The organism is Pseudidiomarina sp. (assembly GCF_048268165.1).
In the GTDB taxonomy this organism is placed as follows: domain Bacteria; phylum Pseudomonadota; class Gammaproteobacteria; order Enterobacterales; family Alteromonadaceae; genus Pseudidiomarina.
This window is the reverse complement of sequence record NZ_JBLWWA010000003.1, coordinates 252576-276128: the sequence shown is the minus strand read 5'-3', so window position 1 is coordinate 276128 and position 23553 is coordinate 252576. Positions and strand designations below refer to the sequence as shown.

General features: G+C 50.4%; 28 protein-coding genes. 12 read left to right on the top strand and 16 right to left on the bottom strand.

What is annotated here, in order from left to right:
- Positions 1 to 44 precede the first annotated feature (44 nt).
- Positions 45 to 551 carry a ubiquinone anaerobic biosynthesis accessory factor UbiT gene (ubiT, locus tag ACN0UY_RS09620; RefSeq protein WP_417666584.1) on the bottom strand — a complete coding sequence of 169 codons (507 nt, stop codon included), beginning with the start codon at positions 549 to 551 and terminating at the stop codon, positions 45 to 47.
- An 87-nt stretch (positions 552 to 638) separates the two neighbouring features.
- Here ubiT and ubiU point away from each other — a divergent pair, with 87 nt between their 5' ends.
- The 3 genes from ubiU to ACN0UY_RS09605 are packed head-to-tail and all read left to right on the top strand — an operon-like array spanning position 639 to position 3733.
- Positions 639 to 1634, top strand: a complete 996-nt coding sequence (ubiU, locus tag ACN0UY_RS09615; RefSeq protein WP_417666581.1) for a ubiquinone anaerobic biosynthesis protein UbiU — start codon at positions 639 to 641, stop codon at positions 1632 to 1634.
- A 2-nt stretch (positions 1635 to 1636) separates the two neighbouring features.
- Positions 1637 to 2515 (top strand): U32 family peptidase, encoded by an 879-nt coding sequence (locus ACN0UY_RS09610; RefSeq protein ID WP_417666579.1) that lies wholly within the window; start codon positions 1637 to 1639, stop codon positions 2513 to 2515.
- Between the two features lie 12 nt (positions 2516 to 2527).
- Positions 2528 to 3733 (top strand): NnrS family protein, encoded by a 1206-nt coding sequence (locus ACN0UY_RS09605; RefSeq protein WP_417666577.1) that lies wholly within the window; start codon positions 2528 to 2530, stop codon positions 3731 to 3733.
- Here ACN0UY_RS09605 and ACN0UY_RS09600 read toward each other — a convergent pair.
- Positions 3730 to 4134 (bottom strand): YbaN family protein, encoded by a 405-nt coding sequence (locus ACN0UY_RS09600; protein ID WP_417666575.1) that lies wholly within the window; start codon positions 4132 to 4134, stop codon positions 3730 to 3732. The two genes, ACN0UY_RS09605 and ACN0UY_RS09600, sit on opposite strands and share 4 nt — an antisense overlap.
- 44 nt (positions 4135 to 4178) lie before the next feature.
- Complete coding sequence (gene norR / locus ACN0UY_RS09595; protein ID WP_417666573.1) at positions 4179 to 5735, bottom strand: nitric oxide reductase transcriptional regulator NorR; 1557 nt, start codon at positions 5733 to 5735, stop codon at positions 4179 to 4181.
- 165 nt (positions 5736 to 5900) lie between these two features.
- On the opposite strand from norR, the gene ACN0UY_RS09590 reads away from it, so the two are divergent.
- The gene (locus ACN0UY_RS09590) at positions 5901 to 6437 is read left to right on the top strand and encodes a hemerythrin domain-containing protein (protein WP_246013947.1); all 537 of its coding nucleotides are present in this window, start codon (positions 5901 to 5903) and stop codon (positions 6435 to 6437) included.
- 28 nt (positions 6438 to 6465) lie between these two features.
- Here ACN0UY_RS09590 and fnr read toward each other — a convergent pair whose 3' ends face one another.
- The 4 genes from fnr to ACN0UY_RS09570 all read right to left on the bottom strand — a co-directional run bounded on the left by fnr (position 6466) and on the right by ACN0UY_RS09570 (position 9087).
- The gene (fnr, locus tag ACN0UY_RS09585; RefSeq protein WP_417666571.1) at positions 6466 to 7170 is read right to left on the bottom strand and encodes a fumarate/nitrate reduction transcriptional regulator Fnr; all 705 of its coding nucleotides are present in this window, start codon (positions 7168 to 7170) and stop codon (positions 6466 to 6468) included.
- A 128-nt stretch (positions 7171 to 7298) separates the two neighbouring features.
- Positions 7299 to 7820, bottom strand: coding sequence for a CC0125/CC1285 family lipoprotein (locus tag ACN0UY_RS09580; RefSeq protein WP_417666569.1), 522 nt, complete (start codon positions 7818 to 7820; stop codon positions 7299 to 7301).
- A gap of 30 nt (positions 7821 to 7850) precedes the next feature.
- Positions 7851 to 8561, bottom strand: coding sequence for a hypothetical protein (locus ACN0UY_RS09575; RefSeq protein ID WP_417666567.1), 711 nt, complete (start codon positions 8559 to 8561; stop codon positions 7851 to 7853).
- The gene (locus ACN0UY_RS09570; RefSeq protein WP_417666565.1) at positions 8551 to 9087 is read right to left on the bottom strand and encodes an RNA polymerase sigma factor; all 537 of its coding nucleotides are present in this window, start codon (positions 9085 to 9087) and stop codon (positions 8551 to 8553) included. The genes ACN0UY_RS09575 and ACN0UY_RS09570 overlap by 11 nt, the downstream gene beginning before the upstream one ends.
- 158 nt (positions 9088 to 9245) lie before the next feature.
- Here ACN0UY_RS09570 and ACN0UY_RS09565 point away from each other — a divergent pair, with 158 nt between their 5' ends.
- Positions 9246 to 10616 (top strand): S8 family serine peptidase, encoded by a 1371-nt coding sequence (locus tag ACN0UY_RS09565; protein ID WP_417666563.1) that lies wholly within the window; start codon positions 9246 to 9248, stop codon positions 10614 to 10616.
- A gap of 1 nt (position 10617) precedes the next feature.
- Here ACN0UY_RS09565 and ACN0UY_RS09560 read toward each other — a convergent pair whose 3' ends face one another.
- Positions 10618 to 11532, bottom strand: coding sequence for a surface lipoprotein assembly modifier (locus ACN0UY_RS09560; RefSeq protein ID WP_417666561.1), 915 nt, complete (start codon positions 11530 to 11532; stop codon positions 10618 to 10620).
- A gap of 73 nt (positions 11533 to 11605) precedes the next feature.
- Positions 11606 to 12025, bottom strand: a complete 420-nt coding sequence (locus ACN0UY_RS09555; RefSeq protein WP_417666559.1) for a hypothetical protein — start codon at positions 12023 to 12025, stop codon at positions 11606 to 11608.
- Between the two features lie 163 nt (positions 12026 to 12188).
- Here ACN0UY_RS09555 and ACN0UY_RS09550 point away from each other — a divergent pair, with 163 nt between their 5' ends.
- From ACN0UY_RS09550 to ACN0UY_RS09520, 7 genes are all read left to right on the top strand, one after another.
- Positions 12189 to 12746: a TMEM165/GDT1 family protein gene (locus ACN0UY_RS09550; protein WP_417666557.1), complete on the top strand. Its 558-nt coding sequence runs from the start codon at positions 12189 to 12191 to the stop codon at positions 12744 to 12746.
- A 97-nt stretch (positions 12747 to 12843) separates the two neighbouring features.
- Complete coding sequence (locus tag ACN0UY_RS09545) at positions 12844 to 13614, top strand: SDR family NAD(P)-dependent oxidoreductase (RefSeq protein ID WP_417666555.1); 771 nt, start codon at positions 12844 to 12846, stop codon at positions 13612 to 13614.
- Between the two features lie 26 nt (positions 13615 to 13640).
- Complete coding sequence (locus ACN0UY_RS09540; protein WP_417666553.1) at positions 13641 to 13994, top strand: hypothetical protein; 354 nt, start codon at positions 13641 to 13643, stop codon at positions 13992 to 13994.
- A gap of 73 nt (positions 13995 to 14067) precedes the next feature.
- A complete protein-coding gene (locus ACN0UY_RS09535; RefSeq protein WP_417666551.1) occupies positions 14068 to 16140 on the top strand; it encodes a protein-disulfide reductase DsbD family protein in 2073 nt (690 codons plus the stop codon).
- Entirely contained in the window at positions 16137 to 16631 is a 495-nt protein-coding gene (locus tag ACN0UY_RS09530; protein WP_417666549.1) for a protein disulfide oxidoreductase, read from the top strand. Before ACN0UY_RS09535 ends, ACN0UY_RS09530 begins: the two co-directional genes overlap by 4 nt.
- An 11-nt stretch (positions 16632 to 16642) precedes the next feature.
- Complete coding sequence (locus ACN0UY_RS09525) at positions 16643 to 17383, top strand: DsbA family protein (protein WP_417666547.1); 741 nt, start codon at positions 16643 to 16645, stop codon at positions 17381 to 17383.
- Between the two features lie 5 nt (positions 17384 to 17388).
- Positions 17389 to 18087 carry an SGNH/GDSL hydrolase family protein gene (locus ACN0UY_RS09520; protein ID WP_417666545.1) on the top strand — a complete coding sequence of 233 codons (699 nt, stop codon included), beginning with the start codon at positions 17389 to 17391 and terminating at the stop codon, positions 18085 to 18087.
- Between the two features lie 11 nt (positions 18088 to 18098).
- Here ACN0UY_RS09520 and ACN0UY_RS09515 read toward each other — a convergent pair whose 3' ends face one another.
- From ACN0UY_RS09515 to aroK, 7 genes are read right to left on the bottom strand one after another with little or no spacing between them, the layout of a single operon-like run.
- Positions 18099 to 19289, bottom strand: coding sequence for an NAD(P)/FAD-dependent oxidoreductase (locus ACN0UY_RS09515; protein ID WP_417666543.1), 1191 nt, complete (start codon positions 19287 to 19289; stop codon positions 18099 to 18101).
- A gap of 8 nt (positions 19290 to 19297) precedes the next feature.
- Positions 19298 to 19783: a peroxiredoxin gene (locus tag ACN0UY_RS09510; RefSeq protein WP_417666541.1), complete on the bottom strand. Its 486-nt coding sequence runs from the start codon at positions 19781 to 19783 to the stop codon at positions 19298 to 19300.
- Positions 19776 to 20561, bottom strand: coding sequence for a class I SAM-dependent methyltransferase (locus ACN0UY_RS09505; protein ID WP_417666539.1), 786 nt, complete (start codon positions 20559 to 20561; stop codon positions 19776 to 19778). Before ACN0UY_RS09505 ends, ACN0UY_RS09510 begins: the two co-directional genes overlap by 8 nt.
- Positions 20558 to 21004 carry a GNAT family N-acetyltransferase gene (locus ACN0UY_RS09500; protein WP_417666537.1) on the bottom strand — a complete coding sequence of 149 codons (447 nt, stop codon included), beginning with the start codon at positions 21002 to 21004 and terminating at the stop codon, positions 20558 to 20560. Before ACN0UY_RS09500 ends, ACN0UY_RS09505 begins: the two co-directional genes overlap by 4 nt.
- On the bottom strand, positions 21001 to 21870 hold the full coding sequence (locus ACN0UY_RS09495) for a Dam family site-specific DNA-(adenine-N6)-methyltransferase (protein ID WP_417666535.1): 870 nt from the start codon (positions 21868 to 21870) through the stop codon (positions 21001 to 21003). Before ACN0UY_RS09495 ends, ACN0UY_RS09500 begins: the two co-directional genes overlap by 4 nt.
- 14 nt (positions 21871 to 21884) lie before the next feature.
- Entirely contained in the window at positions 21885 to 22985 is a 1101-nt protein-coding gene (aroB, locus tag ACN0UY_RS09490) for a 3-dehydroquinate synthase (protein WP_417666533.1), read from the bottom strand.
- A gap of 31 nt (positions 22986 to 23016) precedes the next feature.
- Positions 23017 to 23535: a shikimate kinase AroK gene (aroK, locus tag ACN0UY_RS09485; protein ID WP_128352659.1), complete on the bottom strand. Its 519-nt coding sequence runs from the start codon at positions 23533 to 23535 to the stop codon at positions 23017 to 23019.
- Positions 23536 to 23553: the final 18 nt, after the last annotated feature.

The following is a 23553-nucleotide window of genomic DNA, read 5'->3' as shown; positions in this document are numbered from 1 at the left end:
TGAAGGGGTATAGGAGCGAGCTAATTGGTGGCTGATCACCCCGCTTAGCGCAATTCAGGATTCGCCAAAATCAGCGCTGCCGTTTGTTGGGTGGCGCGATATATCGGTGCTGGTAAGCGCCCTTCCAGTTCAATGGTGTCGAGTAGATTTTTCACTTGAAGCCCTAATTCGGTATCGCCCTTTATCAGGAGCTTGCGGCGGAAAAACAAAGTGTCAGGGTCCACCTGACCACTCATCATGAGTAACAGCGACGCACTGTTACCGCGCATGGTTACGCTGGCTTGTTGGGGTTGCATGGAGGCGCGCAGGCGCGCGCGATGTGCAGAACCAACCACGGTTACCGAAAATATAAGTTCAAGGTCGGGTACCTCAATACGCACCCATTGTTGCTGCAAGAAGTCGAGTTTATGGCGCCGCAGCTCAGCGTCAAGAACGTGGTTGAGCATGCCACTAAGCACATGTTCTAAAAAGGGTTTAGGTACTGCAGACCCGATTCGTTGTAACCCTGAAATAACGCGTGGCCAGTGATCTACTACTTTGGGGATAACCATAAGTTGCCGTCCATAAATGTCCCGGAAATTTTTCAACCTATTATAATGCTCATTACGAATGCATGTTTATCGACGGGATCAATAATTATGGAACTTCTGTGCCCTGCTGGCAGTATGCCAGCCCTCAAAGCAGCAATTGAACACGGTGCCGACGCTGTGTACGTGGGCTTAAAAGATGAAACCAACGCGCGCCATTTCGCGGGCTTAAATCTTGATCAAGCCGGTTTAACCGAAGCTGCACGTTATGTGCACCAGCATGGCAAAAAGCTACACGTGGCAATCAATACCTTTGCCCATGTCGATACCTTTGAAACTTGGCGCAGAGCGGTCGATATGGCGGTTAAGGCGGGTGCTGATGTGCTGATTTTAGCCGACATGGCAGTTCTAGCTTATGCGGCTGAACGTTATCCAAAAATTGAGTTGCACTTGTCCGTGCAAGCGTCTGCAACCAATGCTGCGGCCATTGAGTTTTACAAACAATTTGGCGTAAGCCGGGTGGTGTTGCCGCGGGTATTGTCGATGAACCAAGTGCGCGCCATTGCCCGCACCAGCGACATGCAATTGGAGGTTTTTGCATTCGGTAGCTTATGCATTATGGCCGAAGGTCGGTGTTACTTAAGTTCATATATGACCGGGGAGTCACCGAATACCGCAGGTGCGTGTTCGCCAGCAAAATACGTGCGCTGGGACGAAGCCGACGACGGTACCTTGGAGTCGCGCCTCAACAACATTCTCATTGATCGGTTTGCACCCGATGAAACCGCTGGTTATCCAACCCTGTGTAAGGGGCGTTTCAAAGTCGGTGACGACACTTATCATGCGCTGGAAGAGCCCACCAGCTTGAATACCTTGAGCTTGCTTCCTGAGCTTTATAAAGAGGGAATTGCCTCGCTTAAAATTGAAGGACGGCAACGCAGCCCTGCGTATGTCGCGCAGATAACCCAAGTCTGGCGCCAAGCGATCGACGCAGTAATGGCGGATAGCGAACAATTTTCGGTCCAGCACCAATGGGATCATGTGCTAGCCGGCCTTTCAGAAGGCAGTCAAACAACTTTAGGTGCCTACCACCGGAAATGGAAGTAACTATGAAATTTTCACTTGGAGCAATTCAGTATTTTTGGCCGAAACAAGTGGTCGAAAACTTCTATAAACAAGCCGCAGACTCAGCGGTAGATATTGTTTACCTTGGCGAAACTGTATGCAGCAAACGCCGTGAACTGAAGTTTGAAGACTATATGGCGATAGCCCATATGTTGCGTGAATCCGGTAAACAAGTGTGCTTGTCAACGATGACCCTGTTAGAGGCGCCATCTGAGTTACGTGAGCTGCGCAAATATTGTGACAATGGCGACTTTCTCGTTGAAGCCAATGATGTGGGGGCGATTCCGTATTTGCAGGAGCAAAAATTACCCTTCGTTGCAGGGCCTGCGATTAACTGCTACAACCACCATACACTGCGAAAATTAATGAGTTTAGGAATGAGCCGTTGGGTGATGCCGGTTGAGCTGTCACGTGAATGGCTGGCGAAGCTGCTTCAGCAGCCGATGGTCCACGATGTGCGCGATTGCTTTGACGTGGAAGTATTTGCCCTGGGACACATGCCGCTGGCGTGGTCCGGGCGCTGTTTCACCGCACGTTCTGAAAATCGTCCCAAAGACCAGTGTGAATTGGTTTGCATCAATTATCCCGAAGGGCGACCGGTGGCGAGCCAGGAAGGGCAACAGGTGTTTATTTTGAACGGTATCCAAACCCAGTCGGGAAGCCGTTACAACCTGATTAACCAGCTGCCCAATATGGCAGGGTTGGTTGACGTTGTGCGACTCAGCCCGCAATTGACCGGAACTTTCGATTGGTTGGAAAAGTTTCGAGCCAACACCACCGGCAAGCAACCACAAAAACTAGAACAGAACGACAGCAACGGCTATTGGCTGGCATTAGCCGGCTTAGTCCAACAGCTCGACTAAAAAGGATTCATCATGCTACAAATTACCGATCTTCAGGTCGAACAAAAAATGTGGCCGCTACTGCGCCAAGCGTTTCGGCCCATGTTTTTGCTCGGAGCCAGCTTTAGCGCCATTGCCATGCTGCTTTGGATTCTAACCTTAGCGGGTACCATTTCACTGCCCGTGTACGGCAATGTGTTGGTCTGGCATGCACACGAAATGATCTTTGGCTTCGTGGCCGCCATCGTGGTGGGCTTCTTGTTAACCGCGGTGCAGAACTGGACCGGTATGCGCGCCACCCACGGTCGCGCGCTGGGCATTCTTACCACAGTGTGGTTATTGGGGCGCTTGGCATTTCTGTTTGGGGCCAATTTACCGGTTTGGTTGGTGGCGGGCATTGACTTGCTGTTTCTGCCGCTGTCAGCGATTTTACTTGCGGTGCCGCTAATCAAAGTAAAGCAACAGCGCAATCTATTTTTTGTGCCGGTGTTATTTTTACTGACATTCTGTAACGCTTTGATGCATTACGGTTTGGTCAGTGAGCGTTTCGACATACAACAGCTTGGCAGCCAGAATGCCGTGTGGCTGGTGGCGCTGTTGATGGCAATCGTGGGTGGCCGCGTTATTCCAATGTTCACCGCCAATGGCACCATGACCACCAAAGCTGAGCCCATCGTGTGGCTTGACCGGATTGGCCTTGGCAGTTTGTGGTTAGTCTTTATTTTGAATATCACGTTGTTCAGCGCGCAATTACCCGACGTTGTTATGGCTGCGATTTACGCCATCAGCGCAGTTGCTTTGGGTGTTCGCTGTTTACGTTGGCGCATCTGGATAACCCTGCGGGTGCCGCTGCTGTGGTCGTTGCATATCGCGTATTGGTTTATTCCACTGGGGTTAGCGCTATTCGCACTGCGCGAACTGGGCTTTAATATCAGCAACTCCATTGCGCTGCATGCGATTACCGCCGGTGCTATGGGCAATATGATTTTGGCGATGATTGCACGCGTATCCTTAGGGCACAGTGGACGACCGCTGCAGCCGAAAGCGATTATGTCATTGGCGTTTTTGTTGGTGGCTGTTGCGGCACTTTCGCGGGTGCTATTAACCTGGCTGGTGCCAGAATTTAGCATGTCATGGTTTATGTTTAGTGCCGCCGCGTGGATTCTGGCGTATTTGATTTATGTGGTGGTGTACTTGCCTATCTTAATTACCCCACGACCTGATGGGCGTCCGGGCTAGTCGTTCGATTCGGTTGCGGATGATTTTGTGGGGGCAGCTTCTGGGCGCAGCCACAGCCATACCGCAACCGTTGCCATCGTGCCAATAATGCCAAGTTTAAAGGCGATGTGAACAGGGCTAAAAGTCAGCATGATGGCACTGCCCGCCATCATGATACTGGCAATCACTTTTGGTTGCCGCTTCACCACACCGTATTCACGCCATGCGATAATTTGCGGGCCGTATTTGGGGTGTTCCAGCAGTTTTTGCTCTAATACTGGCCAACCTTTGCCGCCAGCCCAAGCGGCCGCCAGCAAAAAAGGGACAGTGGGCATGATCGGCAGCATTAGCCCGATAACCCCCAGCAGCAATGATAAAACAGCGATGGTGCGCCATACGATAATGCGCAAGATTACAGTCATGCGAAATTCAGCTCACTTGAAAGTTATACCAGCAGTGGAGATATTTACTTGAGCCCTAAGCGGCTTGCAAGTTTGTGCAGGTTACTTGGGTCAAGGTCCAGTATACGAGCTGCTTGCGTCCATTTATAGTCTGTTTGCTCCAATGCTTGCTGAATGAGCTCACGTTGTACTGTCTGCACCGCGGTTTTCAAGTTCAGCGAACCTGCCTCAAGCGTTTCTGTTACGCGTGGCAACGGTAAGTCTTGCGCTGAAATGGTCTGGAGCACCGCACTCGGTAAGTCCAGCAGTTCGGCGTCAATGCTGACAATATCATCCCGCCGAGCACCTAGACTTAGAGCCTTAATGGCCGCGCGGCTAATGGTGTGCTCAAGCTCACGGACATTGCCGGGCCAATCATAACGGTGTAGGGCTTGCTCGGCTGCAGGTGACAACCGTAATGCGCGCACGCCAAGACGGGCTCGGTTGAGTTCTAAAAAGTGGCCGGCTAGCACTGCAATATCATCTTGCCGATCTCGCAGCGGCGGAATCGGTAACGGATAGACCGATAAGCGATGATATAAATCAGCGCGGAAGTCCCCCGACTTAATTTGTTGTTTTAAATCACGGTTGGTCGCAGCCACAATTCGGACGTTTACGGTGTGTGATTTATCACTGCCAAGCCGCTGAATTTCGCCGTTTTGCAACACGCGCAGTAGTTTTGCTTGAATTGACAATGGCAGCTCACCCACTTCATCAAGGAAAATGGTGCCACCGTCGGCACTATCAAACCGACCAGCGCGCTCACCCGTGGCACCTGAGTATGCGCCTCGGGTGTGACCAAACAGTTCGCTTTCCGCGAGTGTTTCGGGCAGTGCGGCGCAATTCACATACACCATTGGCTTGTTGCTACGCGGCGATAAACGGTGCAGTTGGCGTGCGAACAGTTCTTTACCAACGCCGGTTTCGCCAAGTAATAAAACCGGTAGGTCAGAACCGGCAACTACGTCTAACTCTTGTAAAACGGCAATCAACGCAGCGCTGTGACCGATAATATCTTGGCTGTCGGTGCCGTTGCTTGTCAGTGAATACTCACTGTCGCGACGGTTGTTGCGCAGCGCGCGAATGTTTTGTTCGATAAGGCCCATGCGGATGGCCGCTTCAACCAGCAAGCTTGCTCGCTGCAACGCCTGCATGGTTTGCGCGTCGAAGGTACCAGGCTCTAGTGCATCCAGTGTCAGCACACCCCATATTTTGCCCTCAATGTGCAAACTAATGCCCATGCAGTCGTGCACGGCAAGATGGCCGTCCGGGCTATCTTCAATAAGCCCATCATAAGGGTCGGGAAGCGCACTGTCCGGTTCGAAACGAACGGTTTCACGATTGTTTAAAATGCGCGCCAAGCGCGGGTGTTGTTGTACCAAGAAGCGCCGACCTAAAGCTTCACGTCGCAGCCCTATACTTGCGATAGGGCGAAGCATGTCTTGGTCATGTTTCAGAATCACCACAGCGCCACAATTGAAATGGGCGCGCAGTGTTTTAACCAACTTTTCCAGCCGAATTACAGCCGGTAAATCGGTCACCAAATCGGCAATAAGCGTTTCGAGTAACGTGACATCTTGCATGGTATAAACAACCCTTTAGGGCCTAATGACCCGATTAAATATGGGTTTAATTTACCATCCCGACCAAAAACTCGATATAAATCAAAGTGGGTAGTTTTGGCATCTAATTTGCAGTAGTTACGTGGTGTTCAAGCAATTTATATCACCCATTTTAGGAGAGTGACCATGACGACCCATACCATTCATGATGAAGCCTTGGCGGTTTACCAGGCCATGCCAAAGAAAGCACTGACCGAATTCGTTATTGAGCATTTTCACGAAAAACATCGTGCACAACTGCCTAACCTGATTAACTTAGCTCGTAAAATTGAAGACGTGCACAACGATCATGACGAGTGCCCAGCTGGATTAGCCGAGCATCTGCAAGCAATGTATCAAGAATTAGAAAGCCATATGATGAAAGAAGAACAAATTCTTTTCCCAATGTTGGCCGGTGACATTTTTCCAAAAGGCCCAATAGCGGTTATGGAAGAAGAGCACGATCAACACGAGCAAATGGTTGCACAGTTATTGGAATTGACGAATCAATGCAATGCGCCACGCGGTGCTTGTGGCAGCTGGATCATGTTGTATGAAGGCATTAACGAGTTTGTGAGTGACTTGCATCAGCACATTGCATTGGAAAACGCCGTGCTGTTTAAGCAGCAAGAACAAGCCAGTAAAGGCCATGGTAATGGCCATTGCTGTGGCGGTTGTCAGTAAGTAACAACCGTTAGCGAAGCTGGCTCAATTATTGAGCCAGTTCGCGCAAACGGCTGGGTTCAAGCACGTTCACTAACTTGTTTTGTACGTCTATGACACCTTCGACCTGCAGCGCCGACAAGATGCGGCTAATGGTTTCAACCGAGAGCCCTAAATAATTGCCAATATCGGCACGGGTCATGGTTAAGCGGTATGAACGGTTTGATAATCCGCGTTCCTTGAAGCGATCAGCTAAGGTAACGAGGAATTGTGCAAGACGTTGCTGTGCTGAACGATTGTTGAGCGTTCCCAGCAGTTGTTTGCTTGAGAATATTTCGCCACTCATTAATCGCCACATTTGCCGACGTAAGCCAGGCATTTGCTCAGCAAGGTCATCCAACGCGCTGATTGGAATTTCGCATAACATAGCTGTTTCGAGCGCTTGCGTGTAACTGCGATGCTCGCTATTCGCTAACGCGTCAAAGCCAATCAAGTCGCCAGGAAGGTGAAAATCAATGATTTGTTCAACGCCATTGTCATCAATGGTGTACGACTTCAGTGAGCCACTGCGCACAGCATATAGAAACTTCAATGGCGCACCTGCGTTAACCAATATATCGCGTTTTTGCAGCGGTTTGTGACGCTGAATAATCGTATCTAAACGCGCCATGCCCTCTTGGTCGAGTTGATACGGCAAACATAGCGCCGCCATGCTGCAATTTTGACAATGAATGTGTGAGGTCATGTTCGTCATAACGTTTTCCTGATGCAGATCAAAATCGATATGTGATGCATGCAGTATACGCGCTATGTTTATAAATTAACCTTGTGCTGATGGAGTACCCCCGAGATCCCTCTCTAGGGGTATATTGCGTTGTCGGCTTATTCTTTAGGGCTCAGGTTATCTTTTACTTCTTGTGCGCTAAAGCTGTAATCCGTATCCGGGCGCATGCCTTTGCCGAGCTTAACTTCTAATATGCTTTGAATTTCGCTCGATTCATTGCCACCAATGTGTACACCGGCGCTCATACTGGTGCGTGGGTAACTGGTGGTGGTGCATGTCACTAAGCCACAGCGGGTGACCATATCGCGTGAACTGGTATAGCCCAAGCTGGTGTCTGGTTGCACCCGCTCCCGATCAACAAGCGTTTCGCGGTGTGTTACCACAAACCAGTCATACCCATTTTCTAACGTTACTTCAGCCGCGCGAAGCAATGCATAATCCATGGCTTTGGTTTTATCCGAGCCGCGCGCTTTGAAACTGACACGGTACTGTGTATCCGAAATTTTAGTCTCTTGGTAGCCGTAGCCCGAGCCTTCTGCTTTGCGATAGTCGGGTTGTGAACTACAACCTGCAAGCACCAAAGTGAGTGCTGTGAACAACATAATATTCAGTGTTTTCATGGTCGTTCTCCTTCTTTTTGATGCAGCTTCTTAGTCTTTCCAAGCCGCGGTAATTTTTTCCTTTTCCTGCGCCGGCGTTAATGGCGCCGAGCGCATCATTTGGTCAAGTAACGGGTCGAGTACGTGCTGCCCTGACGCCGTTTGATACGCTGCGTTGTTTGCTTGCATTACCATACTGACACTGGCTATTTGGTGCCATTCCCCACTGCGACGGCATTGTATGGCCACGGTGGTTTGCTCTGCCTGGGCAAGCTGATATTGGCGACAGTAATCGCCTTGATCATCCTTAAATGTCAGCTGTGCAGTCAAGGTGGTGTCGGCATCGAGCTGATACGGCATGCCACTTGGCTGCGTTTCAAGCGCTACCGCCACGTCATGATTGACGGCTGAGGGTGCTGAACCAGGCAACCAGTGTCCGAATCCGAAACCGACAATTAACGCGACGCCAGCCGCCAAAGCGAAGTGTTCCTTGAACGCAGAGCGAAGCTGTCGCCAATGCCCCATGGAAACGACCTTGGTCGCTTCTACAGGTTCGTCAAGCAACGCATAAATACGTGCTGGAATTGGCTGTTGCAGCTGGGCGTCTAAGCGCTCGCCAACCTTTAAATCAACCATTGCCAAGGCGGATAAGCGCTCTGCCAAAGCATCGTCGCGCTCTAGTTGTTGTCGAATGGCTTCAGCTTCACTGGGTTCAAGTTCATTGTCGAGAAAAGCTGATAATTTAACGTCATCAATGAACATAAGGCGCTCCCTTTGAGCCGTTATCGCCCGATGAAGGGCTTGGCTGCTGCAAGAGTTCAACGAGTTTAATGCGGGCACGGGCCAGTCGGCTCATGACCGTGCCCGTTGGCACATCAAGAATGTCAGCGGCTTGACGATAGCTCAGGCCTTGAATTGCGACGAGTGCCAATGCAGCGCGCTGATCATCAGGTAGTCCAGCTAATGCCGCATCTATTTCATGCAATTCCATCTGATCATGCACCCGTTGGGCATCGTCTGGGCTGGTCGTTTGCTGCAATTCTTCACGCTGCGTCGCATTTTCACGAACTTTACGTGCGCGATGTTCATCAATCCAAGCGTTGCGGCATACTCTAAAAGCCCAAGCAAGAAGCTCAACGTCATCCGGTATTGGCCGTGTTAGCAAGCGCTCGACGGTGGACTGAAGTAAGTCATCGGCATCGGCAAGGTTGCCGCACAGCGATAACGCAAACCGTCGCAATGCTGGCAGTAGCGAGTTAAGCTGCTGTTTAACTTGTGTTGCTGTCATCGTTATTCCCAAGTTGCGTTAGCTAAAACAAAGAAAATTCATCCTGTGCTACCTTGGTAACGAACGGCACCTATGATTTATTCCATGGATATGGAATTTTTTTTGCTGGGAACCGTTAACCGAGTACATATCGGTTCTTCTGCACGAGGTACAAAGTTATGACTATAAAGCTAGCACAATATGCCACGCAGCGATTACTGCGACTGGCATTATTAACCTTGGTTTTACCAATGGTTGGTTATGCGCAAGTCATTGATAATACGATACAGCCGGCGCTACAAGATATTCAGCGCACCACCCAAACGGTGCGTGATGAGGTACAAAATCGCGTTCAACAAAGGGTGCAAGATCAGGTTCCTGAGTCGGCGCAACGCCTTACGCTAGGCATTAACACAAACTCAGTCACCGTGCTGCCCAAGGTTACCGAGCGCTTAGCCGTGCTTGGTGCAAACAAGCAGGAGCTATTTGCAGAGGTGACGCTGCCTAATGGCAACCGGGTACTTGAACGGGAGTGGCTGATTGTGGCATCTGCGGAAACTGAACAGGCGCTGCAGCAGATAGACGCGCAGGTACTTGCCAAGCAAACATTGGGGGCATTGAACGTTACGGTATTGCGCTTTAAGGTACCCGCCGAACTGAATGATGAAGCGTTGCTGCGAAGTAAATTTTCCAAAGCTGCTGCTGCATCGTTAGTACGCCATTTTGTTTACCATGCGCAAAGCAGTGACGCAGGGGCTTCTCGTATGGACGTTGCGCAGCAACAATGGTGTGAAGCGCCGCTGACAATCGGCATGATTGATACGGCGATAGATACCTCGCACCCGGCATTTGCGCAGCAGACCATTGTGCAGAAAAGCTTTCTTCAAGCAGATGTTGCGCAGCCAACTGCCCATGGCACTGCGGTTGCTGGGCTCTTAATAGGCGCGCATGACGACTATGTAAGCCTTGTTCCTAACGCTAAGCTTTATAGCGCGGCAATTTTTCATCGCCATAATGCCATGCAGCAAGGTGCTGCTTTGTTGCCGTTGTTGGAAGCAATGAATTGGCTTGCGGAGCAGCATGTCAAAGTGATTAATCTGTCCCTAACAGGGCCGGCCAATGCTTTATTGGAGCAAGCTGTAAAGCGAGTCTCTGAACGCAATGTTTTGCTGGTTGCCGCGGTTGGTAATAATGGACCCGCCGCACCGGCGAATTATCCAGCCGCTTATGATGATGTTGTTGCGGTAACCGCCGCAGATGCGCAAGGGCGGATTTATCGGTGGGCAAATCAAGGTAACTATGTTGAGTTTACTGCCCGAGGCGTGCAGGTGAGTACTGCCAGGCGCAATGGCGATGTGGGATATGAAACAGGAACTTCCATGGCTGCACCGGTTGTTACGGCAGCAGCAGCGTGTTTATGGTTTGAGCAGTCCACCGTAACCGCCACGGAAGTGCGTGATCTGCTTCAGCAGCGGGTGGTGGATTTGGGTGAGAAAGGACGTGACTCCGTGTTTGGGTTCGGCCTATTGGCATCCAAATTGTCCATGTAACTTAAAACCTAAAACCCAGCCGAACGCCCGCACGCGTCTCATCATAGTCAACGGCATCAAAGTTTGACTGGTTATCAACATATTCAAGTGTCGGCGTTAACGTTACGGCTGCGGCAAGCGGAATATCCCATTGGCCGCGTACACTGAAGCGTTGTTCTTTACGCGCTTCGCCATCCAATAATTGCATGGGTGCGGCGTAATCGCGTTGCTGCCACTGCAAGGCCAACTGCCAGCGATGCGCGCCACCCCAACCCGATGTTTGTGTTTGCCAAGTTAGGCGGTACTGGGGTTCCTGATAACTTAATTCAGGATCAGTGGCAGTTTCGTCATGGTAGGTATAACCCACCAAAATATAACTTTCAGCTGAGGGCGTAAACCAATAGAGGTCGCCGGTGTAGGCACGGGCGGTGGCGTTACGCTCCGGTACCTGGGCAAAGGTTTTATCAATGTCTTGCAGCGCGAATCGAGTGTACCAGCGTGCTCCCCACAAACGGGATAAATAGAATGCGTCTTGCTGGTAATCCATAAATGCTTGATTAGCCAGATCCGCTTGTGCATCGTGGCGACTTAACCCAACCGTGAATGCACTAAAGTCATACGACAAATCGCCATGCAAGGTGGTAATGGCCAAATCAAATTCATCCTGTGAGCGATAGAGGGTTTCACTATGGTTTATCCCAGCATTCCACTGCAAATTCGCCCACGGGTTCCATTTTAATGAAAGGCTCCCGTCCAGCAGGGCGGCTTGGTCTGATTGATTGGTGGTGGCATCAAGTTCACGCACGGTTACATTGCTGTCGTAAACGTAGCCAGCTTCTAATTTACCCTGCCAGCTGAATCGTTGTTCATCAGCATTCACAAGGTTTGGCAGCAAACTGACCACGGTGCAACCAAAAATAAGCGATGTCGTTTTCATGGTGTTTCCTCCTCGAAAAATGTGGAGCTAGCCCCACGGCTAGCCCCACGTTATCAACGCCAATCAGATTGGCTTAGTTACCAATGTTGCCGCGAATGGTATTGCGGACGGTTGCATCAACAGTCGACTCCACTGAACTATTTATGGTGTCGTTGATGGTGCCGTTCACACTATCCGTTACCGCAGTTTCAGAGGCTGTTTCGATGGCGCCAGATACCGTTGAGTCGACGGTGTCATTGACCGTTGCGCTAACGCTACCGGTAACGTCTTGTGCCACATCAACTGCAGAACTAGCTGTGCCATCAACCTCAGACTGAAGGGTGTTCATCGTGTCGAGAGAGGCGTCAGCTTGGTCATTTTCTGTATTGGCCGAAACCGATTGTTGTGCTGCAACAGAGGCGTTAGCGTTTACTGATGCCTCTTGTGCGAAAGCAGCACCTGAAGTGAGAGCAAGTGATAAAGCAATTACGTTAAATTTAAATACGTTTTTCATAATGATTCCTCCGTTATGTCGTAGTGACACCTCGATAACGCTGCGACAACACAAATTATTCCCACCTGGTTTGTAAAGAGATAGCAAAGCTAACTTTGACGCTTTGTTGCCGATTGAAGCGATAGCCGATAAAATGCGCGCCTACTTTATTGAGGAGCCCGACTTGGACGCATTTCTTACCTCAACGCTCACCGTGGCGCTGGCTGAAATAGGTGATAAAACCCAACTGCTCAGCCTATTTTTAGCCGCACGGTATCGGCATAAATGGTCAATTATTGCCGGCATTTTTGTGGCAACAGTACTAAATCATTTCATATCAGCCTGGTTTGGTAGCTGGATTGTTGGCGTGCTGCCAGAAGATATTGCCACTTATATTGTTGCAGCATGTTTTATTGCGGTGGGTTTGTGGGTGCTAATCCCTGATAAGCTAGATGATGATGAACACAACGAGGTGCGCAAGTATGGCGCATTTATTGCCACGACCATTCTATTTTTTGTGGCAGAAATTGGTGACAAAACACAAGTGGCAACTATCGTGCTTGGTGCGCAATACAGCAATGTTCTAGCGGTTACTATGGGTACAACTGTCGGCATGATGATTGCCAATGTGCCTATCGTATTACTGGGTGGCAAATTGATGCAGAAGCTGCCACTAGACTTAGCGCGATACGTTGCTGCCGCTGTATTTATTGTGCTGGGTATCGTTGCACTGCTTTGGTAGGTGCTGGGGTCAGCAAAAAACTTACCTTAGATCATAAAATAGTACAAAATATAATCTATAGTTGATCGCACACTCATGAGTTAATTGGAGGTGTGTGATGCCCCGTCTTGAAGATAAAGTAGCTATTATTACAGGTGGTGCGGCAGGCATAGGTCTTGCCACGGCAGCACTGTTTCTGCGCGAGGGCGCAAAAGTAGTGTTGGTAGACTTAAAAGAAGCCGACCTTGAACAAGCCGAACAGCATTTAGGGCATCCGGAGCGCATGTTCAGTGTAGCCGCGGATGTGTCCAACGAAGACAGTACCAAGAAATATGTCGATGCTGCTTTGCACCATTTTGGTGCAATCAACGTGTTTGTCAATAATGCCGGCATTGAATGCAAACCCGCCCCAACTCACGAGCAAGAAACCAGTCATTTTGATCGCGTCATTGCCGTGAACTTACGCGGTGTTTTTCTCGGCATGAAATACGTGCTCCCGCATTTAATCAAGGCCAAGTCGGGTAGCGTGATTAATATGTCATCCGTGGCAGGGCTAGACGGTTTTGCCAATATGAGCCCCTATGTGGCATCCAAACATGCGGTGGTGGGCTTAACCAAATCAGCAGCCGTTGAAGCGGCCCCATTTGGCGTTCGGGTGAACTCTGTGCATCCGTCACCAATCCATACACGTATGATGCGCGCTATTGAAGAAGCTATGAACCCTGGACATGGTAAAGAAGTACAAAACCAGTTTGAACAAATCATCCCAATGCAGCATTATGGTGAGCCTATCGACGTCGCGAACTTAGTTCTGTTTTTGGCGTCTGATGAAAGTACTTTCATAACTGGGTGCCAGTACCGTGTTGACGGTGGTATGGGTGCCAGCTGAACGCATAACGAATAAAACGAGCAACGATGCAACGCAGTCAAGCTGACAGAAAACGTGCTTATACCGCCTTAGTGGCGGTATTTTGCGTGCTGTTCTTATGTTGGGGGCAGCAAAGCACCTGGGTACCAACACAGTGCCCACAAGCACAGCACGGCCAGCATCAAACGGAAGCTGGAACAAGCTTGGCTGAATGTGACAGTTCATCCCAACTGCTGCAGCAAGCGCACCTAAATATTTTAGACAGCGCGGCGGCCACATCACTCTTTGTCGGCTTTCTTATCCTTGTTAGCATTGGTCTGGTCACAAAAGCGTCTATTCAAACACCTCCTGCGCGGCGGCGATGTCGCTCCCACCTTGTTTTTTGTGTATTCAACGAATAACACACCATGTATTGCACACGTTGTGCTGCCAGAGCTTTTGGCAGTGAAGTAACTGAATACATGGGATAAATTTATGAAACCACATTTAGTCATTTGGCAGCTTGTCACCTTGCTCCTGCTGCTAAGTAGCTCAGCGCAGGCGCAAGTCGCAACCGACTGGCAGCAGCTTGAGTCGCATCAGCCGGTGCAAGTGCGCCTTGTTGTGCCAGGTAAAATCGATGCTGAAGCCCTGACGGTCGATGCATTGTTGCAAGTGAAATTAGCGGACGACTGGAAAACCTATTGGCGAACCCCCGGTGAAGGTGGCGTGCCACCGCAGCTGGCCTGGCAAGCTGAATCAGAAAATATTGCTGCAGTGAATTGGCGTTTCCCCGTGCCTGAGCGTTTCAGCGTGCAGGGTGTTGAGACCGTGGGTTATCAAGGTGACGTTAGTTTTCCACTACAAATTGAAGTGCAGGATTGGCAGCAAAGGGTGTCGTTACAAGGCACGCTAACCTTGGCAAGTTGCACCAACATTTGTGTTATTTCGGATTACCCAATAGCACTGGAATTTACGCCAAGTGACCTGCGCACGGACATGGATGCCATGTTCTTACTGGAGCAGGCGCAGAGTCGACTACCCCATCGTGATCACCCGTTACTACGGGTAGAGCAGTTGATTTGGTCAGCAAGCCAACAGCAACTATCGGTGACGGTTGAAAATGCTGATGGTTGGCAACAACCGCGTATTTTTGTAGATAGCTTGCAACAAGAGTTAACCGATTTAACGATTGAGCAGGTGTATCAGCAGCAAGATGGTAATCGTCTTACCGCACACTTTGCCATTTCACATTGGTTGGAACAACCGAACTTGGTGGGTGAAACGCTGCAAGTGACTATTGCCGATGAGCTTGTACGTGGCGAGCAAAGGGCAGTTGCGACGGCCGGGACGATTCCACACTCAGCTGCGACATCAAGTGTATGGTATATGCTGCCATTCGCGTTATTGGGTGGGCTGATTCTGAATATTATGCCCTGCGTGCTTCCGGTTTTGGGCTTAAAAATGCAGGGGCTGATTGGCGCTGACAGAGCGCGTGGTCAAATTCGCCGTCAGTTTGTTGCTTCTGCGCTGGGCATTATCACGTCGTTTGTATTGCTGGCGTTAATGATTATGGCGCTCAAGCTGGGTGGTCATGCGATTGGGTGGGGCATTCAGTTCCAGAACCCATATTTTATTGGGGGCATGGCGCTGGTTATCGGCCTCTTCGCATTGTCAGTTAGCGGCTTATGGACGCTGCAATTGCCGCACGGTATGCAGCAATGGGTTGCGGCGCGTGGCAATCAGTCAACAACAGGCCATTTTGTACAAGGTATGTTTGCAACGCTATTAGCTACACCCTGTACGGCACCATTTTTAGGTACCGCGGTAGCCTTTGCGTTAGCCGCTTCAAATGTAAAATTACTGCTTATTTTTATCACCTTGGGTGTCGGTATGGCGCTGCCGTGGTTGGTGGTGGCGGTGTGGCCGGGGCTTGCACAAAAATTGCCGAAACCTGGGCCGTGGCTGCAATGGGTGAATCGCGTTTTTGCTGCCTTATTACTGCTCACGACAGCGTGGCTAGTAAGTTTGCTCGCCAACCATTTAAGTCGCGCGGTATTCGTGGCCGTGCTAGTCGGCTTCATCGCGTTTGCGTTCTGGTTAGCGTATCGTCGCCATGGTGGTAAAGGCGTGCTTGTAAGTCTTGCCACAGTGTTGCTGTTAAGCGGTGTAGCATTGGTCGCAAGCAGTTGGACCAGCAGCCCTACGAAGCTTGAGCAGCACCCGTGGCAACCGCTAAAGCCAAGTGCAATTTCGTCAGCGGTGGCGCAAGGGCAAGTTGTGTTTGTTGATGTAACCGCCGATTGGTGCGTGACCTGCCAAGCGAATAAGATAGGCGTACTGCTGCAAGATCCTGTAGCCAGCGCGTTACGCGCTGATAACGTGGTGTTGATGCAAGGCGATTGGACCCGCCCAAATCAGGCCATTACAGATTATCTGCACAGTTACGGGCGTTATGGCGTGCCGTTCAATCAAGTTTATGGGCCGGGCGCTCCGCAAGGCATTCCGCTACCGGTGATACTGACCGATAATGCGGTATTGTCGGCAATTGAGCAGGCTCGCGAATGAAGGTTATCAAGTCGGTTCTGATTTATTTAGTCTTGTTTATCGCAATAAGCTACGCGGTAGATAGCTGGCGCAGTCGTGGGTTACCATCAGGCCCAATTGATGCGTTAACCGTCGTGACTTTAGAGCAGGAGCAAACCGATGTTGTCGCGCTTAGCCATGAGCAGCCCGTGTTGGTCTATTTTTGGGCTACCTGGTGCCCCATTTGTGATTGGGTTTCGCCGTCAATCAATTGGCTGTCAGACAACCATCAGGTGGTTAGTGTGGCGATCCGCTCTGGCACCGATGAACGGGTGCAGCATTTTTTGCGCGAACACGACTATCAGTTCGTTACCGTAAACGATAATACGGGCGAACTTGCGCGTCGCTGGCAAGTAACGGCAACCCCAACGGTTGCGATTATTGCCAACGGCGAAATTGTTTCTTACACCACCGGTGCATCAACACCGGTCGGTTTGTGGTTGCGCCTTTGGTGGGCGCGACTCACACATTAATTGGAGAAGTTATGAAGTACCTTTTAAGTGCAGTATTTACAGTAATGATGGTGTTCAGCGTTCAGGCAAGCGCCCAGCAAGGCGCTCAGCAGGCCCAACAATTGCAGCAAATCAACCAACTTCTGGCTGAAAATCCTGAAGTAATCCCAAGTGTCTTGGCCAGCCTTGAACAGTACATTGCTAGCAAAAAATCGACGCTTAACGCACAACGCGAGCATGGCAAGTGGCTATTCGATAACGACGATGCGCACCCATGGTTCGGTGCCGAAAACGCAGAATTGAGCATTATTGTATTCACCGATTACGACTGCCCGTTTTGCAAGCGCTTAGAGCCACATTTGCAAAAGTTAATTGCAGAGTTTCCGCAGGTAAAAGTGGTTAATGTACTGGTGCCATTGCGTCAGCAAAATGTGCAAGGCGGCAAGTTAAATCCAGCCAATTTCGCTTTGAACGTATGGCAAAATCAGCCTGCTCAGTTCGCGGATGTCCACGAATTGCTGTATGCAAAGAATGGTTTGCATACTGGCACGTCACTGGAACAAATAGCTCGCAAAACAGGTACGCGTTCACAGTTGAACAGCGCCAATGCTACGCCGACTATCATTGAGCGTAATTACCGTGTATTTACCGACTTTCAATTGCGCGGAACGCCCGCAATTATGGTTGGCGGCCGCACAATTCCGGGCTACGTGGAATACGATGAGTTAAAAGCTGTTGTTGCAGAAAGCCTGAAACAACAAAAAGCTCCATAGAGGAAATGATGAATAAACTGCTCATGTTAGTACTTGCGCCAATACTGCTGTGGCAGGGCAAGCGCGTGCAGCGCACAACGGTGCGACTGCCCGAGGCCAGCGGTGAGCGCGCGGGTGTTATGGGGGCAGGTAAATCGTTGCGGCTTTTAGTGCTGGGGGATTCGGCCGCCGCTGGTGTTGGCTGCGCAACGCAAGCGGAGGCTGTGACCGGTCAATTGGTGCAGCGCTTAGCCGAAACGTATCGCGTTACATGGGAATTATGGGCGCAATCAAGCCTAACCTGCGAAGGTGTATGTCAGTTAGCCGAGCAACACGCCGGTGGAATTAAATTTGATGTTGTGTTGATATCTGTGGGTGTCAATGATGTCACCCGCCGCACGGCGCCGACGAAATGGCAACATGACCTAAGTGCGCTAACACAGTTGTTAAGAACCGAGTTTCAGGCGCAGCGCATTGTATTTACCGCGCTGCCACCCATGCATAAATTTCCAGCACTGCCGCAGCCGTTGCGATGGTTTATTGGGCGCCAAGCGCGGGTGCTTGATATTGAGTTAAAGCACCACTGTCGGCGCCACGATTGTGATTATTTAGCGCTCGATTTACCCTTTGCAGCCGACTATATGGCCGCCGATGGCTTTCATCCATCAGCCCAAGCGGCAAGTTTGTGGGCTCATGGCGTTAGCGATCTGTTACAGAACGATTGACTCGGTTGCAACTAAACGCTTTCACCGCAAACCCAGCCGCTGCTCCAGGCCCATTGGAAATTGTAGCCGCCCAACCAGCCAGTTACGTCAATGACTTCACCGATAAAAAACAAGCCAGGTTGCAGTCGGCTTTCCATCGTTTTTGAACTTACCTGATTGGTGTCTACGCCGCCAAGAGTAACTTCAGCGGTACGATAGCCCTCGGTGCCATTCGGCTTAAGCTGCCATGCATGCAGGGTGTCGGCGACGCGCTGTAACAAACTGTTGGTGCAGTCAGCTAGGTTCTTATCAGGCCACTGGTATTGGTCGCATAGTGTTAGCGCAAGGCGCTTAGGGAACCATTCTTGAATCACGCTGCGCAGGCTCATGCGCGGTCTACTTTGGCGCAGTTCATTTAAGCGCGCAAAGCAGTCTTCTTCGGGCAGCAGGTTCACTGAAATTGCTTCACCGGGAAACCAATACGATGAAATTTGTAGCATTGAAGGGCCGGATACGCCGCGATGGGTGAACAATAAGGCTTCTTTAAAGCTGGCGCGCTCATTTTCAGCAATCACATCGACGGCTAGGCCGGACAGCTCAGCATAGCGTTCTTTATCGGCTTCATGCAGGGTAAAAGGCACAAGACCCGCACGCACTGGAACAATGCGATGGCCAAACTGTTCAGCGATTTGGTAGCCGAGCGGCGTAGCGCCGAGTTTGGGCATGGACAGCCCACCACAGGCGACAACCAGTTTACTGGCTTGCAACATACCGGTAGAGGTATGAACCACATAACCATCCGCGGTTGCCTCCACGCGCTGCACTTCAGTACGCAACTGAACTTTGGCGCCATATTTACTGCATTCTGCCATCAGCATGGCGACAATATCTTTGGCGCTGTGGTCACAGAAAAGTTGGCCAAGTGTTTTTTCGTGGTACGCAATGCCATAGTCATTTACCAACCCAATAAAGTCCCATTGGGTATAACGGCTTAGTGCAGACTTACAAAAATGCGGGTTTTCCGACAGGAAATTTTCAGCACTGGCGTACATGTTGGTGAAGTTACAGCGGCCACCGCCGGAGATAAGTATTTTCTTACCGGCCTGTTTGGCGTGATCTAACAACAGTACGCGCTTGCCTCGCTTGGCGGCTGTGGCTGCACAATGGAGGCCGGCAGCGCCGGCCCCAATCACAATCACGTCCAGTGTGCTTGAGTCAGCCATGAATGTGTTTAGCCTTTTTTCAATGCTTCTAACACATGTTCAGCGCTGCTAACGCCGTAGGACTTTTCATCTTCCACAAACAGATGCGTGATAACGCCGTCGGTAATCACCATGGCGTAACGCTCAGCGCGGGTGCCACCAAAGCTACCGGTTTCTTTAATTAAACCGAGTTCACGATGGTACGAAGCATCGCCGTCAGACAACAGCATGACGCTATCGCCAACATTGAGCGCTTTGCCCCAAGCTTTCATCACAAAGGCGTCATTTACGGCAACACAGGCAATGGTTTGTACGCCGTGTTTTTTCAGTTCGGCTGCGTGGTCAACAAAACCAGGTAAGTGTTTTTCTGAACAAGTTGGGGTGAAGGCACCTGGTACAGCAAACAAAATGTGCGTGCCCTTGTCAAAAAGTTCAGCTGGGTTGAATTGCTGCATACCCACTTCACCAAGTGCAGTGAGTGTGCCAGCGGGAATACGGTCATTAGTTTTAATCATTATGTTGCTCCGGAAAATAAATGTCGAATCGATGTTTTTTACTGATCACTTGGCTATCGGGTTTCACCCCAGCCAAAAAATCGGCGTGTTGTGGGCGTTTGACGACAACGCGATGAATGGCCATGCGCATTGCTGCGGATAACAACGCATCAGCATCAGTGTCGCTACCTACAAGTTGTTGAAACATTTGCATGTCTTTTTTTACGGCCGCTTTGGCTTTGCGATCACCCTTTGGATACATTGGGTCTAAATAAATCACGTCATAAACATCAGCGGCTTCTGTTGAAAAACAATCTGTACCCGCAAAGTATAGTCGCTGTTGCCATTCTTGGGCGCTCTGATGTAAACGACGCAGCCCATCTTGCAGCAACAAAGCTACAACAGGGTGACGCTCATTAAGACCAACACGGGCGCCAAGCTGCGCCAGCACAAGGGCATCGCGGCCAAGCCCAGCGGTACCATCAAGAATGTGCGGTTGCTTTATTTTCTGCAAACCACAAGCGCGGGCAATGGCTTCATCTTTTATCCGTGCTTGTGCGGCTCGAAAGGCATGTTTACCGGTTTGAAAATCAATCTGCAGCGGCAACATTTTGGGGTGTTCAAGCCAACGCAACTGCAAACCAGTAGCGCTTAGCTCAAGGTGAAATTGATGGGTACACTGCGCGGCTTCACACAAGGGAATGCCTTGGCTCAGAACAGCCTCACGCTGGGCATTGGTTGTTGACTCGTCCAACACCACCAAGCCGTATAGCAAGCTATCGGCAAGCGCTTCGCTCACGGGCGCAATTCCATATCAATGTGTAGAATGCCGTCTTCTAAGTATTCGGCACTGATTGCGACAAAACCGAAGCTCTCGTAAAACGCCCGCAAATAAACTTGCGCGCCGAGACGAATTGGCAGTTCAGGCGTGTGCTCACGGCAGATATTAATTGCGCGCTGCATCAACTCACGGCCAATGCCCGTGCGCCTTACTGACTGCGCTGTTAACACACGGCCTATACGACTGTATGCATCGCCACCTTGGCCAAGGAATATCCGAGCGTAGGCAATCACCGCCTCGTGGTCACTATCGGCCCAGAGATGCAGGGCTTGGGTATCGGCACCATCCGCATCGAGATACGGGCAGGTTTGCTCCACCACAAACACCTGTTCACGGCGCTGCAGCAGCAGATACAGTTCATTGGTATTTAACGCAGCAAAGGTTTTTAGTTGCCAGTTCATTGTGCACGCTTCCGAAGTTGAGGATTAAGCACGACCACATTGGCGCGGGTGTCATCTTGGTACAAAGCCAGCAGTTCGGCAACTTTGCCACGGCTTTCGCCTTTCGGGCTAATAAACCGCGATACCTGCAAGGTTTCCAACTGCGCCTTTTTGTAAAGTAACCGAGTAAACTCAGTGTCGTGATTACTGATGAGTACCGGTATGCCACGCTTACGCGCTGTCTGTTCAGCACGGCGCGCCAACTCGGTTTGATGATCAATACTAAACCCGCCACTGGCATAGCTGGTGAAATTGGCCGTCAAACTCAGCGGTGCATAGGGCGGATCGCAATACACCACGTCACCTTTGCGAGCCCGACGAAATACCTTTTCAAAGCTCATGCAGGTAAAGGTAGCGCGTTGCGCTTTTTCGGCAAAGAATTCGATTTCAGCACGCGGAAAGTACGGGCGTAGGTATTGTCCAAACGGCACGTTGAATTGGCCCGATAAATTATAGCGGCAGAGCCCATTGTAACCATGACGGTTTAAATACAGGAACAATAAAGAGCGTTCATAGCCATCGGTGCTGGCATTAAATTGCTGGCGCAACGCGTAATAGGCTTCAGGCGTATTATTGGCCATAGAGAACAGTTTGCGTGCGTCTTCGATAAAGCGCATGGGTCGGCGCTTCACGGTTTTGAATAGGGTAATTAAATCTGGGTTTACATCATTCAGTAAGTAACTCGGATAATTGGTATTTAAGAATACCGAGCCAGCCCCAACAAAGGGTTCGATCAGCTTATTGCCTTCTGGCAACACAGCGGTAATCGGTTCGATGAGATTGTATTTGCCGCCAGCCCATTTTAGGAAGGCGCGTTGCTTACTCATGATGCGTGCTCATTCTACAAAGGGCTACGTGCGTCGGCATGACTCATTGCAGCAATGGCTGCGCCAATGGCTTGCCAATCTGAAATAGGCCGCAAACAAGCTGCGCCAATGGCGGTAGGCAGCACAAAACGCAGTGTGCCGCCTTTTACTTTTTTATCACGTTGCATAAACGTCTGCCACCGTTCCAGTGGCATTTTAGGCGCCCGTACGGGCAGCTTGAGGCCATTAAGCAGCGTTTCAATGCGCGTTAATTCTGTGGCGGTAAACTCACCCAGCTGGTGCATTAAGGTTGCAGCGATCATGGTACCTGCAGCAACGGCTTCGCCGTGTTTCCACGATTCATAGTGGGCCGCTTCAATTGCATGGCCAAAGGTATGCCCTAAGTTTAATAATGCCCGCACTGATTGTTCACGCTCGTCGGCCGCAACAACTTCAGCTTTGATTTCGCAGCTGCGGCGAATGGCGTAGGTTAATGCCGCAGAGTCACGCTGATTCAAGTCATGCTGGTGAGCTTCTAGCCAAGCAAAGAAGTCAGCGTCGGCAATGATGCCGTATTTGACCACTTCAGCAAGACCACAGGCATAATCGCGATCGTCAAGGGTGCGCAAGCACTGGGTATCGATAAGTACGCCTTGCGGTTGATAAAAGGCACCCACAAGGTTTTTACCACCGGGATGGTTGATGGCTGTTTTGCCGCCCACCGATGAGTCAACTTGCGCCAATAAGGTGGTGGGTATTTGGTAAAAATCCACACCGCGTTGATACGTAGCGGCAACAAATCCGGCTAAATCGCCAACTACACCACCGCCTAGCGCAATAACCGCACAGTCACGATTAAAATTGTTGGCAATCAGCGTATCGATAATCGCTCCGAAGTTAACTAGGCTTTTGGCGCTTTCGCCATCGTCAATGGTGTGTGTCACCACGTCGTGTGCAGCGAGTTGTGCGCGAACCTGAGCTTCGTACAAAGGCCCCACAACGGTGTTGGTTACAATAAGTAGTTGTTTCGGTAGGTTGTCAAAAAGCGGTGTGCGCGCTAATAATCCGGCGCCAATATCAATCGGATAGCTGCGCTCACCCAAACCCACGATGATCTGCTGTGTGGTTTCCTGCATGAGCGCCTCCGGTTTACAATAAACGTGATGTTTATATACCCACTTTCTCGATAATTTGGTCAATCACAACTTTCGTGCTTTGCTCATCGGTACGAACAATAATGTCAGCAATTTCTTCGTACAAAGCATTGCGCTCGTCAGCCAGCTCTTCAAGCACTTCACGCGGGTTCTCAGCTTCAGCAATTAAAGGCCGACGTTTGTCGCGCTGTGTGCGAGCAAGTTGCTTATCGATGGTGGTTTGCAGATAAACCACAACACCACGTGCCGATAATCGGTTGCGGCTTTCTTTGCTTAAGATAGAACCACCACCGGTTGCGAGCACGATACCGGTATTTTCGGTCAGCTCTTCAATAACTTTTTCTTCGCGTGCGCGGAAACCCTCTTCGCCTTCTAACTCAAAAACCCAGGCGATATCTGCACCGGTACGGCGTTCTATTTCCGTGTCAGAGTCAAAAAATTCGAGGTGGAGTTGGCGGGCAAGTTGCCGCCCTATTGTGCTTTTGCCGGCCCCCATAGGGCCAACTAAGAAAATGTTACGTTTTTCAGCCATATTGATGTGTTACTTCAC